16 protein-coding genes are annotated in these 15,059 nt (G+C 40.3%); 12 read left to right on the top strand and 4 right to left on the bottom strand.

Going from position 1 to position 15,059, the window contains the following annotated elements; all coding sequences use genetic code 11:
- The first annotated feature begins 135 nt into the window (after nucleotides 1-135).
- The 4 genes from rpmI (at nucleotide 136) to A7A69_RS03945 (ending at nucleotide 1,487) form a co-directional block, all read left to right on the top strand.
- Complete coding sequence (gene rpmI, locus A7A69_RS03960; RefSeq protein ID WP_002054552.1) at nucleotides 136-330, top strand: 50S ribosomal protein L35; 195 nt, start codon at nucleotides 136-138, stop codon at nucleotides 328-330.
- 11 nt (nucleotides 331-341) lie between these two features.
- Complete coding sequence (gene rplT / locus A7A69_RS03955) at nucleotides 342-701, top strand: 50S ribosomal protein L20 (protein WP_004664213.1); 360 nt, start codon at nucleotides 342-344, stop codon at nucleotides 699-701.
- Nucleotides 702-804: 103 nt separating this feature from the next.
- Nucleotides 805-1,182 (top strand): hypothetical protein, encoded by a 378-nt coding sequence (locus tag A7A69_RS03950; RefSeq protein ID WP_152876359.1) that lies wholly within the window; start codon nucleotides 805-807, stop codon nucleotides 1,180-1,182.
- A gap of 107 nt (nucleotides 1,183-1,289) precedes the next feature.
- Nucleotides 1,290-1,487 carry a hypothetical protein gene (locus A7A69_RS03945; protein ID WP_151980844.1) on the top strand — a complete coding sequence of 66 codons (198 nt, stop codon included), beginning with the start codon at nucleotides 1,290-1,292 and terminating at the stop codon, nucleotides 1,485-1,487.
- A gap of 58 nt (nucleotides 1,488-1,545) precedes the next feature.
- Here A7A69_RS03945 and A7A69_RS03940 read toward each other — a convergent pair whose 3' ends face one another.
- Nucleotides 1,546-2,586, bottom strand: coding sequence for a hypothetical protein (locus A7A69_RS03940; protein WP_152876358.1), 1,041 nt, complete (start codon nucleotides 2,584-2,586; stop codon nucleotides 1,546-1,548).
- 177 nt (nucleotides 2,587-2,763) lie between these two features.
- On the opposite strand from A7A69_RS03940, the gene pheS reads away from it, so the two are divergent.
- The 3 genes from pheS to A7A69_RS03925 are packed head-to-tail and all read left to right on the top strand — an operon-like array spanning nucleotide 2,764 to nucleotide 6,449.
- The gene (gene pheS / locus A7A69_RS03935; RefSeq protein ID WP_120369971.1) at nucleotides 2,764-3,744 is read left to right on the top strand and encodes a phenylalanine--tRNA ligase subunit alpha; all 981 of its coding nucleotides are present in this window, start codon (nucleotides 2,764-2,766) and stop codon (nucleotides 3,742-3,744) included.
- Between the two features lie 33 nt (nucleotides 3,745-3,777).
- Nucleotides 3,778-6,159, top strand: a complete 2,382-nt coding sequence (gene pheT, locus A7A69_RS03930; RefSeq protein ID WP_152876357.1) for a phenylalanine--tRNA ligase subunit beta — start codon at nucleotides 3,778-3,780, stop codon at nucleotides 6,157-6,159.
- Nucleotides 6,156-6,449 carry an integration host factor subunit alpha gene (locus A7A69_RS03925; protein WP_004993038.1) on the top strand — a complete coding sequence of 98 codons (294 nt, stop codon included), beginning with the start codon at nucleotides 6,156-6,158 and terminating at the stop codon, nucleotides 6,447-6,449. Before pheT ends, A7A69_RS03925 begins: the two co-directional genes overlap by 4 nt.
- Before the next feature lie 465 nt (nucleotides 6,450-6,914).
- Here A7A69_RS03925 and A7A69_RS03920 read toward each other — a convergent pair whose 3' ends face one another.
- From A7A69_RS03920 to trxA, 3 genes are all read right to left on the bottom strand, one after another.
- A complete protein-coding gene (locus A7A69_RS03920) occupies nucleotides 6,915-7,211 on the bottom strand; it encodes a hypothetical protein (RefSeq protein ID WP_049175267.1) in 297 nt (98 codons plus the stop codon).
- A gap of 412 nt (nucleotides 7,212-7,623) precedes the next feature.
- Complete coding sequence (gene rho, locus A7A69_RS03910; RefSeq protein WP_120369969.1) at nucleotides 7,624-8,892, bottom strand: transcription termination factor Rho; 1,269 nt, start codon at nucleotides 8,890-8,892, stop codon at nucleotides 7,624-7,626.
- A 335-nt stretch (nucleotides 8,893-9,227) separates the two neighbouring features.
- On the bottom strand, nucleotides 9,228-9,554 hold the full coding sequence (gene trxA, locus A7A69_RS03905; RefSeq protein ID WP_004993046.1) for a thioredoxin: 327 nt from the start codon (nucleotides 9,552-9,554) through the stop codon (nucleotides 9,228-9,230).
- 277 nt (nucleotides 9,555-9,831) lie between these two features.
- On the opposite strand from trxA, the gene ppx reads away from it, so the two are divergent.
- The 5 genes from ppx (at nucleotide 9,832) to A7A69_RS03880 (ending at nucleotide 14,983) form a co-directional block, all read left to right on the top strand.
- Nucleotides 9,832-11,352 (top strand): exopolyphosphatase, encoded by a 1,521-nt coding sequence (gene ppx / locus A7A69_RS03900; protein WP_120369967.1) that lies wholly within the window; start codon nucleotides 9,832-9,834, stop codon nucleotides 11,350-11,352.
- Between the two features lie 74 nt (nucleotides 11,353-11,426).
- Complete coding sequence (locus A7A69_RS03895; RefSeq protein ID WP_004993051.1) at nucleotides 11,427-12,251, top strand: acetyl-CoA carboxylase carboxyltransferase subunit alpha; 825 nt, start codon at nucleotides 11,427-11,429, stop codon at nucleotides 12,249-12,251.
- Nucleotides 12,188-13,567 (top strand): tRNA lysidine(34) synthetase TilS, encoded by a 1,380-nt coding sequence (gene tilS / locus A7A69_RS03890; protein WP_152876356.1) that lies wholly within the window; start codon nucleotides 12,188-12,190, stop codon nucleotides 13,565-13,567. The genes A7A69_RS03895 and tilS overlap by 64 nt, the downstream gene beginning before the upstream one ends.
- Nucleotides 13,564-14,400: a pyrroline-5-carboxylate reductase gene (proC, locus tag A7A69_RS03885; protein WP_152876355.1), complete on the top strand. Its 837-nt coding sequence runs from the start codon at nucleotides 13,564-13,566 to the stop codon at nucleotides 14,398-14,400. The genes tilS and proC overlap by 4 nt, the downstream gene beginning before the upstream one ends.
- A gap of 16 nt (nucleotides 14,401-14,416) precedes the next feature.
- The gene (locus A7A69_RS03880; protein ID WP_152876354.1) at nucleotides 14,417-14,983 is read left to right on the top strand and encodes a YggT family protein; all 567 of its coding nucleotides are present in this window, start codon (nucleotides 14,417-14,419) and stop codon (nucleotides 14,981-14,983) included.
- Nucleotides 14,984-15,059 lie beyond the last annotated feature (76 nt).

Genomic DNA, 15,059 nt, shown 5'->3' with positions numbered 1-15,059 from the left:
TATGTATACGCTTTATAAATTTGCCTGAATCTGCTTTTGTTTTAAGCACAGATGCTATATCATACTGCCTTCCTTACCTGCAGGTCGATTTGCAATGGTGCAAACGAGCCGAACAGGTGCCCAAAAGAGGTTACTATGGCTAAGTTAAAAACTCGCCGTGGTGCAGCTAAACGCTTTAAAGCGACTGCAAACGGTTTCAAGCGTAAACAAGCGTTCAAGCGCCACATCTTGACCAAAAAATCTGCTAAACGTATCCGTCAATTACGCGGCTGTGTAATGGTTCATGTTTCTGACATGAATTCAGTTCGTCGTATGTGCCCATACATCTAAGGAGATTATAAATGGCTCGTGTAAAACGTGGTGTAGTGGCTCATCGTCGTCACAAAAAAATTCTTGCTCGCGCTAAAGGTTACTATGGTGCTCGTTCACGCGTTTACCGCGTAGCGTTCCAAGCGGTAATCAAAGCTGGTCAATACGCTTACCGTGACCGTCGTCAGAAGAAACGTCAATTCCGTGCTCTATGGATTGCGCGTATCAATGCCGGTGCTCGTCTAAACGGTTTGTCTTATAGCCGTATGATCGATGGCTTGAAAAAAGCTCAAGTGATCATCGACCGTCGCGTATTAGCTGACATCGCTATGCATGATGCAGTTGCATTTGCTGCCTTAGCTGAAAAAGCGAAAGGTGCATTAGCTGCATAAGCTTAGAGATTCAAAAGAAGGCCGCTTTTTAGCGGTCTTTTTTATTTGTTGATTTGTGGCTGAGACAGATTTTTCAAAAAATTATAAAATAAAGAGAGATAAAATGCGTAAACAATACCATTTTCGACAAGTTGGTCATGATACTTATATTTGGGATGTACATCGACTGGTAGATTTGTCAAAAGATTTTAAAATTAAAGAAATCTCATTAGATCAAATTTTGGAGCTAAATGAAGCGTATTGGTTCCCTGACGAATATCCAACTACCCTGCAAATTCTTGAACATATTCAGCTTATCGAGCAGGCAGATTTAAGTTATCCGATTATTTTAAGTGTAGATGGTCGCGTGATGGATGGTATGCATCGCGTTGCGAAAGCAAGGTTACTCAAACAAACCAAGATACTCGCTGTTCAATTTGAACAAATGCTTGAACCTGACTTTATCAATGTAGCTGAAGATGATTTAGAATATGATGAATAAATATACAATTATTTGATTTAATTTAAAATTACACAACGGCAACATCTTTAATTAGACATTTACCTTCTAATCTTTTTACAGTAAAGAAAATTGGAGGAGAATAAAAAATGTTAGTCAGCGTAGAAGGTTTAGAGCAAGGTGCAATTGAAACGGAATTGAGTATTTTGCCAAGAAAAGGTGAAACAATTCGAATTTTTTATGGGCCAGATGCAGAAGTTGAAGGGGAAATTGAAAATGTTCATCATATTGTTAATCAACACGATGGTGGGCATAAAGTAGTTATAAAAATTAGACCAAGTTATTAAAATTAATCATAAAAAACCTAGACCGAATTTGATCTAGGTTTTTTTATCATTAAAATATTTAGAGACCAAAATAATAAGCACAAGCACAAATAATAATGGTCAGGATGATAAGCTTCATGACACCAGATGAACCCACTTTATGAGGTTGATGATGAGTTTCGGATGATTTTTTATTTTGCAATACGGTTTGTACCTGAGGATCAAGAGGCGACACAATTTCAACAGGAGTGCGCTGTGCAGACTTATAATGATTGGCAATCTTTACAATCAGTTTGGCATTTAAATCATCCAGTTTCTGAGAGAAATTTCGCAGATTAATCTGATCTTCAGGTGTTAGCATTTCGCCAGACTCACGATAAGGATGCTGACGCAACTGCTCAATGAAGTCGGACAAAGCTTCGGTACGATGCAAAAGTTCATGCGCGACATCTGCTGAATAATCAGTTGGAATAAGCGCTAGATATTGCATGTCCTGCAAAAGTGATCCATCTGGTTTTTGAACCAGTTTGGCATCAATTCCATAATACGGTAAATCAAGATTTTGCGGTTCAATAAAATTTTGAGCGTACTTGCTGCGAAATAATTCATTTTCAATAAAGGTTTGAATTTCGTTCCAATCCGACTCTTTTAAATCGGCTTCAATTTTTTTGGATAACTTATCAGACAGATCAAAGCGCCAAAATGTTTGCTGATGCAAAGTGGCTTGCTGCGATGCTGGAATTTCAAAGTCATTGTCATTTAAGTACCATTCAGCAAGTTCTTTACCTAAAATCCATGCAGTTTTCTTATTTTTTTCATGGCTGACAATAAAGTGAGAGAAGGGCAATAGTTCAACATTGGCATTCGGATTTTGCTCGTCGCTAAGTAAGCTAGAAAGATGCAGGCTAATACGGTAAACACCTTGTTTTTTTAATGCTTCAAGCCAGACCTGAAAATGTTGCGCGAGTAAATGCTGTGAGTGCAGATCACGAAACTGGAAATAATGCTGATAAAAAATAGAATGCTGTAACCAACGGTTAAAACTGAGGTCATGACTGAGGTATTCATTACCATACGTGACTAATGTAAATTGCTGTTTCCAGATCTGATCAAGTGCCATAGTTCAGTTTTCTCATCTGTGCTGTTTTCAATCTTATACGTTTTATAATTCGTATGACTAGAGGGGTGATTATATAGAACAGCAATTTTCCTGTGTTTGAGCTTCATCATTGTGCCTAAAAACTGTTAGAATGCAGAGTTTTATTTTATTTATAACTTTGTTGCTTTGAGAGTTACTATGTCACTGGAAGCCCTGACCACCGACGCGCTTGCTGCCATTGCAGCGGCTCAAGACCTTGCTGCACTCGATCAAGTTCGAGTTCAATTTACAGGGAAAAAAAGCCAGCTTGCAGAACAATCGAAAGCATTGGGCAAAATGGATCCTGAGGAACGTAAGGTTCAAGGGGCTGCCATTCATGCCGTTCGTGAAGCGATCAATAGTGCATTGACTGAGCGCCAAAATGCGTTACAACAAGCTGCATTACAACAAAAACTGGCCAGCGAAACGATTGATATTACTTTGCCGGGACGCGGACAACACACAGGAAGTATTCATCCTGTGATTCAGGTGCAAGAACGCATTTGCCAGTTCTTTACCAAAGCTGGCTTTATGATTGCTACTGGACCTGAGGTAGAAGATGATTACCATAACTTTGAAGCCTTGAATATTCCGGGACATCATCCTGCGCGTGCGATGCACGATACCTTTTATTTTGATGCCAATCATTTATTGCGCACACATACTTCAGGTGTGCAGATTCGTACCATGGAAACTACGCAGCCACCGATTCGTATCGTGTGCCCTGGACGTGTTTATCGTTGTGATTCAGACCAAACCCATTCTCCGATGTTTCATCAGATTGAAGGTTTATATGTTGCAGAAAATACGAGTTTTGCCGAACTGAAAGGTTTATTGATCAATCTACTAAATGAATTTTTTGAAAAAGATTTAAAAGTCCGTTTCCGTCCATCTTATTTCCCATTTACAGAGCCGAGTGCTGAAGTGGATATTATGGATGAGCGTGGCCGTTGGTTGGAAGTATTAGGCTGTGGCATGGTACATCCAAATGTACTACAGGCAGCAGGAATTGATCCTGAAAAATACAAGGGCTTTGCCTTTGGTTTAGGGGTAGAGCGTTTTGCGATGTTGCGTTATGGCATTAATGATTTGCGGATGTTCTATCAAAACGATGTGCGTTTCTTACGCCAATTTGCTTAAACATTTTTCAGGATTAAATAAGGTTTTATACAAATGAAAATTAGCGAAAACTGGTTACGCACTTGGGTGAATCCAGCGATTGATAGTGAAACTCTGGCTGATCAACTTACTATGCTGGGTCTAGAAGTCGATGAACTTGCACTGGTTGCAAAGCCATTCACGGGTGTAGTGGTCGGAGAAGTACTTACGGTTGAGCAGCATCCTGATGCAGAACGTTTACGTGTCACTACGGTAAATATTGGTTCAGGTGAACCATTACAAATTGTATGTGGAGCTCCTAATGTTCGTGCTGGGATGAAAGCACCAGTTGCAACCATTGGCGCAGTATTGCCAGGCGATTTTAAAATTAAAAAAAGCAAACTGCGCGGGGTTGAATCTCAAGGCATGCTGTGTGGTGCTTCAGAAATCGATCTGGAAGATAAAATCGATGGTTTGCTTGAGTTACCTGATGATGCTCAGATTGGTATCGATATCCGTGAATATCTAAAACTTGATGATCATGTGATTGATATTAGTATCACTCCTAACCGAGGTGACTGTTTTAGTATTCGCGGTATCGCTCGTGAAATTGGGGTAATCAATCAACTGCCTGTGAATCAACCTACGATTCAAGCAGTTGCAGCAACCATTACTGACCAAAAACAAGTTCAATTGGCCACTGAGGGCGCACCTCGCTATTTAGGTCGTGTTGTCAAAAATGTCAATGTCAAAGCAGCGACACCTGCTTGGATGGAGCAATCTTTAGCGCGTTCTGGTATTCGTACCCATAGCATTTTGGTCGATATTACCAATTATGTGTTGATGGAACTCGGTCAACCTATGCATGCTTTCGATTTGGCAAAATTACAGGGTAATATTCAGGTACGTCAAGCTCAGCCTCAAGAAAAACTCATGCTACTGAATGAGCAGGAAGTTGAATTAAACCCTGAGATAATGGTGATTGCTGACGATGCTAAAGTATTGGCGATTGCAGGTATTATGGGGGGGCTTGAGTCTAGTGTAACTGATGATACTCAAGATATTTTCCTTGAAAGTGCATTCTTTGCACCACTTGCAATTGCAGGTCGTGCACGTCGTTTCGGTTTACATACGGATTCTTCACAACGCTATGAACGTGGTGTTGATTTTGAATTGCCAAAGCTTGCGATGGATCGTGCTTCACAGTTGATTCAACAATATGCAGGTGGTGAATTCGGTCCAGTTACAATTGCTGAACAGGCTCAATTGTTGCCTCAACGTCAAGCGATTCAACTGAATCAAACTCAGGTAGATGCATTACTCGGTTATCAAGTATCATCTGAGTTTATTGCGGATGCTTTAACTCGTCTGGGTTGTGATGTAACTGCCAAAGCGCAAGGTGAGTGGTCGGTTGTACCGCCATCACATCGTTATGATATGGCAATTTATCAGGACTTGATTGAAGAAGTTGCGCGTATTCACGGTTATGACAACATTCAAATTCGACTGCCTCAAATTGATGTGAAGTTCAGTGCTTATCAAGATGGTTTTGAACAAGATCAATTGCGTCAAACCATAGTGACACTGGGTTATCAGGAAGCAATTAGCTTTAGCTTTGCTGACTTAAAGCTCGAAAAGCAACTGAATCCAGCAGTTAATCCACTTGCATTGGCCAACCCGATTTCAAGTGATTTGGCAGTTATGCGCAGCACGTTACTTTCAAGTTTAATTCCATGCGTACAGTACAACTTAAATCGTCAGCAAAGTCGTGTGCGTTTATTCGAGCTTGGTTTACGTTTTGATTATCAAAATGCCCAATCGATTAATGATTTAAAACAAATTCCAACTTTGGCTTTAATTGCAGTTGGTTCACGTGTCCCAGAACAATGGCATGCTAAAGCGCAAGCTATGGATTTCTTTGATCTCAAAGGGGAAATAGAACAGATTCTAGCGGCTGGTCGCGTACAGGTTGAATACGTTCGTTCAGAACGTGCTTGGTTGCATCCTGGACAATCTGCTGAGATTGTGGTGAATGGTCAATCGATTGGATATTTGGGGCGTTTACATCCATCACTTGAAAATGATCTGGATTTAGGTGTAACTTGGGTAGCAGAACTAGATCAAAGCGCAGTTTTGCAATCTTATGTATCTAATTTTACAGAATTATCACGTTTTCCATCGGTTAGACGTGATATTGCGCTATTAATCAGTGATAATATAAATGTGAGTGATATTCAGCAGTTAATTAAACAAACAGGTGGAGACCTTCTGGATTCTAGTTGGTTGTTTGATGTGTATACGGGTCAAGGTGTTGAACAAGGCAAACGCTCTCTAGCATTTGCGTTGCTGTGGCAACATCCTTCACGTACGCTTGAAGATGCTGAAATTAAATCAGGTATGGATCAAATTATTGAAGTGTTAGAAAACACTTATCAAGCGACATTGAGGGCCTCATGACAGCATTAACTAAAGCAGACATGGCGGATCATTTAAGTGAGCTCACGAGCTTAAACCGTCGTGAAGCAAAACAAATGGTTGAGTTGTTTTTCGACGAGATTAGCCAAGCGCTCATCGCAGGTGAGCATGTAAAACTTTCGGGTTTTGGCAACTTTGAATTACGTGATAAACGTGAGCGCCCTGGGCGTAATCCTAAGACAGGAGAAGAAATTCCGATTTCTGCACGTCGAGTTGTGACTTTTAGAGCGGGTCAAAAGTTCAGACAGCGCGTAGGAAATGAGCAGGATTAACCTGCTCTTTTTTACTTAAGCTTATTGAAAATATTTATTCTTCATAAATATAAAAAATGTCAGATCTAATTCTGACATTTTTTATATGCTATTTCATAAATTAGAACAAAGCCTAGCGTTTCGATTTTCATTGTAGTGTTCAGTCAATGAGGTTCGGTCAATCATCATTTATTACTTTCAAGCATAAAGAGTAATTCAGTTTTTTGGTTTGAAACTATTAGTCAAATTTATCCTAAATTTAATACGTTATGATCAAATAAATATTGGCTTTAAAGCTAGTGAGATCTGCGTACTTATTTTTCTTATTCTAAGAACTAGATGAAATATGAGTGACTTTGTCGCTAAAAGGGGAGTAATGAAGCAGTGCGGGATGATCAAAAAAGAAAATACGCTTTTTTTATAAGATTCCAATAAAAAAGAGAGCTAAAAAGCTCTCTTTTTCTGACACTAAATCTAAATCTTAGATTAGTGAGCAGCTTCTGATGCAGAAGCAGCAGCGTCAGTTGCAGCGCCAGCAGCGTCAGTTGCAGCAGCAGCAGCTGTGTCAGCAGCAGCAGCAGCGTCAGATGCAGCAGCAGCAGCTTCTGGAGCAGAAACAGCAGCAGCGTCAGTTGCAGCAGCAGCAGCTTCAGATGCAGCAGCAGTAGCTTCAGATGCAGCAGCGTTAGCGTCAGCAGCAGCTTCTTCAGTTTTCTTTGCACAACCAACGAAAGCTAAAGTAGTAGCGATAGCAGCAGCAATAGCAATTTTCTTGAATAACATGGCATCACTCTCATAAATATTGTGAGATTAAAAAAAACCGGTGTTAGCCTGTTTGTGCTTTAATTATTCCTAACGAAGCTAGGTAACAACGCATGGAGCAGTCTAACTGGTCTGCAAATATGCTATCACTGCCTATGATGAAATACTACTGCCAGACGATAAAATTCAATGAAAAAAACGATAAAATAGTCGAATTATTAACAGAAAATAACAATTAAAGTGTTAGTTTATATTGGAGAAGTGATTGTTAAGCATTTAAAAGCTAAACATTTTTTCTACTTTATACGTAAATTTTTAAATTGATTCTACGAGCCTTAACATTAAAAAACTACAATTGTGTATTTATGTAAAAAAAGTCAACCAAAACAAAAGGCTGCCAAAGTGGCAGCCTTTATGCAAAATCATCAGCAAATTAATTTGCTGCTTTTCGTTTCATTTGATCAAAAAAGTCATCATTGGTTTTGGTTTCTTTCATACGATCTAGCAAGAATTCCATTGCAGCAAGTTCATCCATTGGATGAAGTAGTTTACGTAGAATCCAGACTTTACGTAGATTGTCTTCGTCCATCAAACGCTCTTCACGACGTGTACCAGATTTTTTGATATTCATCGCAGGGAATACACGTTTTTCAGCAATACGACGATCTAGCGTAATTTCTTGGTTGCCTGTACCTTTAAACTCTTCGTAGATCACATCATCCATTTTACTGCCTGTTTCAATCAATGCAGTTGAAATGATGGTAAGTGAACCACCTTCTTCAATGTTACGTGCTGCACCAAAGAAGCGTTTTGGACGTTCGAGAGCATGTGCATCTACACCACCTGTTAACACTTTACCTGATGACGGAATAACAGTGTTATAGGCACGTGCCAAACGAGTAATCGAGTCGAGTAGAATCACGACATCTTTTTTATGCTCAACCAGACGTTTAGCTTTCTCAATCACCATTTCGGCGACTTGAACATGACGTGCAGGAGATTCGTCAAAAGTCGAAGCAACGACTTCACCGCGAACTGTACGCTCCATTTCAGTGACTTCTTCTGGACGTTCGTCGATGAGAAGAACGATTAAGAAAACCTCTGGATTATTACGCACAATCGATTGAGCGATGTTTTGCAATAACATGGTTTTACCCGCTTTAGGCGGTGCCACAATAATTGAACGCTGACCTTTACCAATTGGTGCGATAAGATCTACGACGCGCGCCGTTAAATCTTCAGTCGTACCGTTACCAAGCTCCATGATCAGTTGCTCAGTTGGGAAAAGGGGAGTTAAGTTTTCAAAAAGAATTTTGTTGCGTGAATTTTCTGGGGTGTCGTAGTTAATCTGGTTGACTTTTAACAGTGCAAAATAACGTTCACCTTCTTTTGGTGGGCGAATGGTTCCTGTAATCGTATCGCCTGTACGCAAATTAAAACGACGAATTTGCGAAGGGCTGACATAGATGTCGTCTGGACCTGCAAGATAAGAGCCTGCAGCTGAACGTAAAAAACCAAAACCATCAGAGAGGATTTCGAGAACACCATCACCAAAGATTTCTTCGCCATTCATGGCATGGCGCTTTAAGATGGCGAAAATAATGTCTTGCTTACGGTTACGAGCCATTCCTTCAAGGCCCATAAACTCAGCAATCTTAATGAGTTCGCCAATCGGTTTTTTCTTGAGTTCGGTTAAGTTCATAAGTGGTCAGATAGATAAGGAAAATAAAGTTGGAGTCAAATAAGAGAAGCAAAAGTCAGCCGCAAGTATTCAAATGCGAAATATAAGCACTTGCATAGTCACAAACGCAGAAGTCTGGTTGATTGTTTCGGTATGAAATATATGAAAACAATTGCTAGTGCCGAGCGGCGATCTTATGTTTTGTGTCTTGCTTGTAAGAAGGCAGGTGAAGTGATTTTCCTTCAGCACTTCTTGCTCAAGAAATATAAGCCAGATCAGCGCAGTTGTCAATTTTTCAGCAAAAAAAATACGCTATTTCAAATAGCGTATTTTTTTTAACATGTTTTTGCAAAAACTTAGGTGTTTTCATCAAGAAACGCAGCAAGTTTAGAGCGAGGTGCGGCACCTACTTGTTGAGCAACCACTTGACCATCTTTGAACAATAGAAGTGCAGGAATATTACGAATATTATATTTCACCGCAGTTTCTTCACAAGAAGTCACGTCCACTTTCACAATTTTTACTTTACCTTCGTATTCTTGAGACAAATCTTCAAGTACAGGCGCAATTGCTTTACATGGCGCACACCAAGCTGCCCAAAAGTCAACAAGTACAGGAGTTTGAGAATCTAGAACGTCAGCTTGGAAATCAGCATCAGTTGTATTTACGATATTAGCAGACATAAGCTTGCTCCGATTTTTAAAAATTTTTTAGAAGGTTGAGTAAATCTATCGGCATAAAGTATTACATAGCCTTCTAGGTCAATGTAAGGGTTGTTTTACATTATTCAAGGATTCGATTACTTTGTCTAATAGATGTTGACAATGCTATTAATCGTGACAAGCAATGCTGAATCAGCATTATTTTTATATTAAAGCAGCCAACTGTTTGGCAAAAATGACTTTTCAATTGCATGTATGTGAATTACTCTAAGCGACAATTCTGTAGGGGTTAGTTTCAATGGCTGATTTTTTAATTGATGAAGAATTACTTGCTGCCATCGACATGGGATCGAATAGCTTCCATTTAGCCATTGCACGTGTTGATCATGGTGAAGTCAAAAAAGTCGCTTCAATGTCAGAAAAAGTGCAATTGGCGGCAGGCCTTGATGAAAATAAAAATTTGACTGAAGCCGCACAACAGCGCGGTTTGGCGTGTCTGGCCCGTTTTGTCGGGCGTTTGGGGTCGGTACAGCCGAACCGTTTGCGTATTGTCGCGACCAATGCTTTACGTCAGGCCAAAAATGGTCATGAATTTATTCAAAAAGCGGCTGAAATATTACCTAAACCCATCGAAATTATTGCGGGTCGTGAAGAAGCTCGTTTAATTTATTTGGGCGTCTCGCATACCATGGCGAATGGTGGTCGCAGATTAGTGATTGATATTGGTGGTGGTTCAACAGAGTTAATTATTGGTGAAGAGTTCGAGCCAATTCAAACCGAATCTTTACAAATGGGTTGTGTTGCTTACACCAAAGCATTTTTTCCTGAAGGCGATATTAGCCCTAAAATTTTTGATAAGGCTGTCACAGCGGCACGCAAAGAGTTATCCGCAATTGCCAATACCTATAAAGCTGAAGGATGGGACACTGTTGTTGGTTCTTCTGGCACCATTAAAGCTGCCAAGCAAATTATGGTTAATTTAGGCTTGAGTGATGAGCAGGAAAATGTCACACGTGAAGGGCTAGAAAAACTCAAAGATAAATTGCTCAAATTCAAGCATAGCGCCGAGATTGATTTTGAAGGTTTAAAAGATGATCGGCGAGCAGTTTTGCCAGCAGGTCTTGCGATTTTATATGCAGTTTTTGATGTTTTAAATATCGATAAACTAGCATATTCAGATGGTGCGTTACGTGAAGGGGTCATGTATGACCTACTTGGACGTTTTAAGCACGAAGATATTCGTGATCGAAGTGTGCAAGCACTAATGGGACGTTATAACGCCGATCTAAAGCAGGCAGAACGTGTAGTCAGTACTGCACAGCAATTGTTTGATGATGTGGCACAGCAACTAGATTTAAGTAGTGAAGACAGTGATTTATTACGTCGCGCTGCCTATCTGCATGAAATAGGTTTGGCGATTAGTCACGGTGGTTATCATCGTCATGGTGCATACTTATTGCAACATTCGGACATTCCGGGTTTCTCACAAATTGACCAAAATCATCTCTCTTTGTTGGTTGCGTATCATCGCCGAAAATTGCGTAATGACGCTAAACAGGACGTTTTAAAAGGTGGTGGCATTAAATTAGCCTATCTTTGTCTATTGTTGCGTTTGGCTGTTTTACTCAATCACAGCCGAAGTGATCAGATGCTTCCTGCCATTGAATTGACAGTACTAAATAGTCAACAATGGCAACTTAGTGTTTCTGGTGATGCAAAACAATGGCCGTTGCTGGTTGCCGATCTGCATGATGAGCAAGAGCAATTTAAGCATTGGGACATTGAGTTGGATATTCAGTCGGAAAAATTTATCGATTAACTCGACTTGGTTGGGCGATTGAGCATGTGCGATATGCCATCAATACGCCCCAATTTAGGGATAATACTCGACTTATGAAAAGTAAAGCTGCTCAGTCTAAAGCGTGGAAAACAGTGCAAATCGCACGACATCCTGATCGACCACAATTTCTAGATTATGTCGGTGAAATTTTCACTGAATTTGATGCCTTGCATGGCGATCGTCTATTTGGTGACGATGGTGCAATGGTAGGTGGTTTAGCACGTTTTGAAGGCCGCCCAGTGATGGTGGTGGGTCAGCATCGTGGTCGTAGTACCCGTGAAAAGTTAAAACATAACTTTGGGATGTCGAATCCTGAAGGTTATCGTAAATCGCAACGCTTACTAGATATGGCGGAACGTTTTAATCTGCCTGTTTTTACCTTTATCGATACGATGGGAGCATATCCCGGTGTAGGTGCAGAAGAACGCGGTCAGGCAGAAGCGATTGCAACGAGCTTGGCGCAACTATCTCATTTAAAAGTGCCTGTCATTGCGACAGTATTAGGTGAGGGTGGTTCTGGTGGAGCATTGGGTATTGGCGTTGCTGACCGTGTGATTATGTTGTCACATAGTATCTATTCGGTGATTTCACCTGAAGGCTGTGCCTCTATTTTATGGAAAACAGCAGAAAAGGCAGAGCAGGCCAGTGATGCTTTGGCATTGACCGCAGATAAACTTCAAAAGATCGGTATTGTAGAATATGTCGTCGATGAAGGCGAAGGTGCACATTTACATCCAGAACAGGTTATGCAAAATCTACAAGTCGTGTTAAAACAGGCGCTAGATGAATTGCTACCGATGGATGCAGATGAACGATGCGAAGCTCGTTACCAGCGTTTAATGAAATTTGGCAGCGAAAATTTAGGTCTCACCTCTTAAATCAAGCTGAACAGTTTTCACCTGAAACCACATTTTTAATTGGATGCAGTGGTGGCATGGATTCCATGCTATTGCTGCATTTAATGTCGATTGTTTTTCCAGCGCGCGTTCGTGCGATTTATGTCGATCATCAGTTACAAGCTTCCAGCCATGAATGGGGCGTATTTGTGCAAAACTATGCACAGCAACTTAATATTCCCGTCATTCTTCAAAAAGTTGAGATCGCTTCAGGCAATCTGGAAAATCAGGCGCGTAACGCCCGCTATTCTGCATATCAACAATATTTAGATCAGCACGACATTTTAGTCTTGGCACATCATCAACAGGATCAGGCTGAAACTGTTTTACTGCGATTACTGTCAGGTGCAGGTGTAAATGGTCTGTCTGCCATGCAAGAGTTGGAAAATCGGGAAAATTTTCAATTGTGGCGGCCTTTTTTATCGTTATCGCGTGAACAAATTGAGTCATGGTCGATGCAATTAAATCTGCCATTTGTACAAGATCAGACTAATTTTGACACACAGTATGATCGGGCATGGTGTCGTCAAGACGTCTGGCCATTATTGCAACAACGTTATCCCAAAATGCAGCAAGCCTTGAGTCGTACCAGTATTTTAATGCAGGATGCTAATAGCATTTTACAGGAGGTATTACTCCAAGATATGCAATACTGTGGTGATAACATTCACGTCGATCTAGAAAAGTTACAACAACTCAGTTTGTCTCGGCAGCGTCAGCTTTTATCGGCGTGGATGAAAGGAGAGGCAGATTATCGACCGCCTTTTGAGATGGTGGAGCGTTTACAACAAGAAGTGATCAATGCCAAAGCAGATGCCCAGTCGGCTTTGCATTGGAATGGACACTATTATGTACGTTATCAAAAACAACTTTATCGAATTGATAAAGCATTATATTTAGCTGGGAAAATTTCTCCTCATAAAGCTTATGAAATTTGTCTGGATATTGAGCAAGTCATTCAATTGTGGTCAGGTGAGTTTAAAATTATATCTACTGAAATAGGACTTTCTGCTGATTTATTAAAGCAAAACTTAACGATACACTCACGTCAGGGCGGTGAAAAAATCCATTTATATGGACGTGTTGGGCATTGGCCATTAAAAAAAGCCATACAAGAAGCACAAATTTTGCCGTGGTTACGTCATACAATTCAAATATTAGCCATAGATAATGTTATGCTAGGGGTTTTTACCCCAAAAGGGTTTTGGCTAGCACAATCAAGATATTGTGAAGTTGGTGGCTGGTTGCCATATTTAAGTTTTGAGATAGACAATTTGCGAGTTGAGCATAATTCATGAATGCGACATTAAATTCAAATATCACATTTATTGGTGGTGGTAATATGGCGCAAGCCCTGATTGGTGGCTTGCTTGCACGTGGATTACCAACAACTCGGATTATGGTGTCTGATCCTGTCGAAGCAATTCGTCAGTTATTGCATGAAAAAGAAATTCAGACCGTTGATGACAATGTAAAAGCCATTAAGAATGCCGATGTGGTCGTTTTAGCAGTTAAACCACAAGTTTTAGGTGCTGTTTTAAAGCCTTTACATGGTCTATTTGAAGGTAAGTTAATTGTTTCGATTATTGCTGGAGCAGAAATAGAGACGATTGCTGCATTGACTGGAACTGATCGAGTTGTACGTGTAATGCCGAATACACCTGCTTTGGTTCAGACAGGCGCACATGGTTTATATGCAAATGAAAGTGTATCAGCGAAAGACCGTGATTTAGCCAGTCAGATTTTGGCTGCAACGGGTTTAACGATTTGGGTAAATTCGGAAGCACAAATTGATGCTGTGACAGCAGTTTCTGGTTCAGGCCCAGCATACTTTTTCTATTTAATGGAAAGTATGATTCGTGCAGGAAAGAATATGGGATTGGATGAAAAAGTCGCGACCGCGCTCACTTTGCAAACTGCTTTGGGTGCGGCACAAATGGCAATTACCAGTTCCAATACTCCTACTGAATTGCGTAAAAATGTGACTTCTCCAAATGGTACAACGCAAGCAGCACTGGACGTATTTGATCGTGCCCAGATTTCCCAAAATATCCAGACAGCACTTGCTGCTGCACAAAAACGTAGTCAAGAATTAGCACACGAGCTAAGTGACAGTACCAAGACCCATTAAGTAGGAAAGTAACAGTATGGCGAGTTCTGCGCTTATTTTTGGTATTTTAATTAATGTTGCCATTTTATTGGTTTTCTTCCGCTTTTTAATGCAGTTGACAGGGGTAAGTCCTTATAACCCTGTGGTTTTATCAACGGTCAAAGCGACTAAAATTGTTGATATCTTTAGCCGTATTTTTCCGACAGTGGCAAAAGGTCGTGTGAATTTAGCGGCATTGGCACTTTTAATCGTGCTTTATTTACTCAAAATTTTTGGGGTGATGTATCTATCAGGTGCGATGCCGAATAGCCCGATCCATTTGTTGATTTTGACTTTTGTGACCATGATTCAGGATTTGATCCGTTTCTGCCGTTATTTGATTTTTGCTACAATTATTTTGAGCTGGGTCGTGATGTTTACTCAATCACGTTCTCCGTATATTGAAGTGATTCAGGAATTGGCTGAACCTTTGCTTGCGCCATTTCGTCGTTTATTGCCGAATATGGGGATGATTGACCTTTCTCCAATTATTGCATTTTTGGCTTTGTATATTGCTGAAATTTTGATGAATGAAGTTGCGAAAGTCTTGCTGACTGGATTGTAAAATTGATTTAAATTCTAGATATAGATAAAACAAAGGCCGACTAAATCGGCCTTTTGTTTTATCTATATCTTTATGG

The sequence above is a fragment of the Acinetobacter guerrae genome, assembly GCF_009372255.1.
GTDB classification, from domain to species: domain Bacteria; phylum Pseudomonadota; class Gammaproteobacteria; order Pseudomonadales; family Moraxellaceae; genus Acinetobacter; species Acinetobacter guerrae.
Note: the sequence above shows the minus strand (reverse complement) of the source record. Positions and strands in the feature narration are given on the sequence as shown.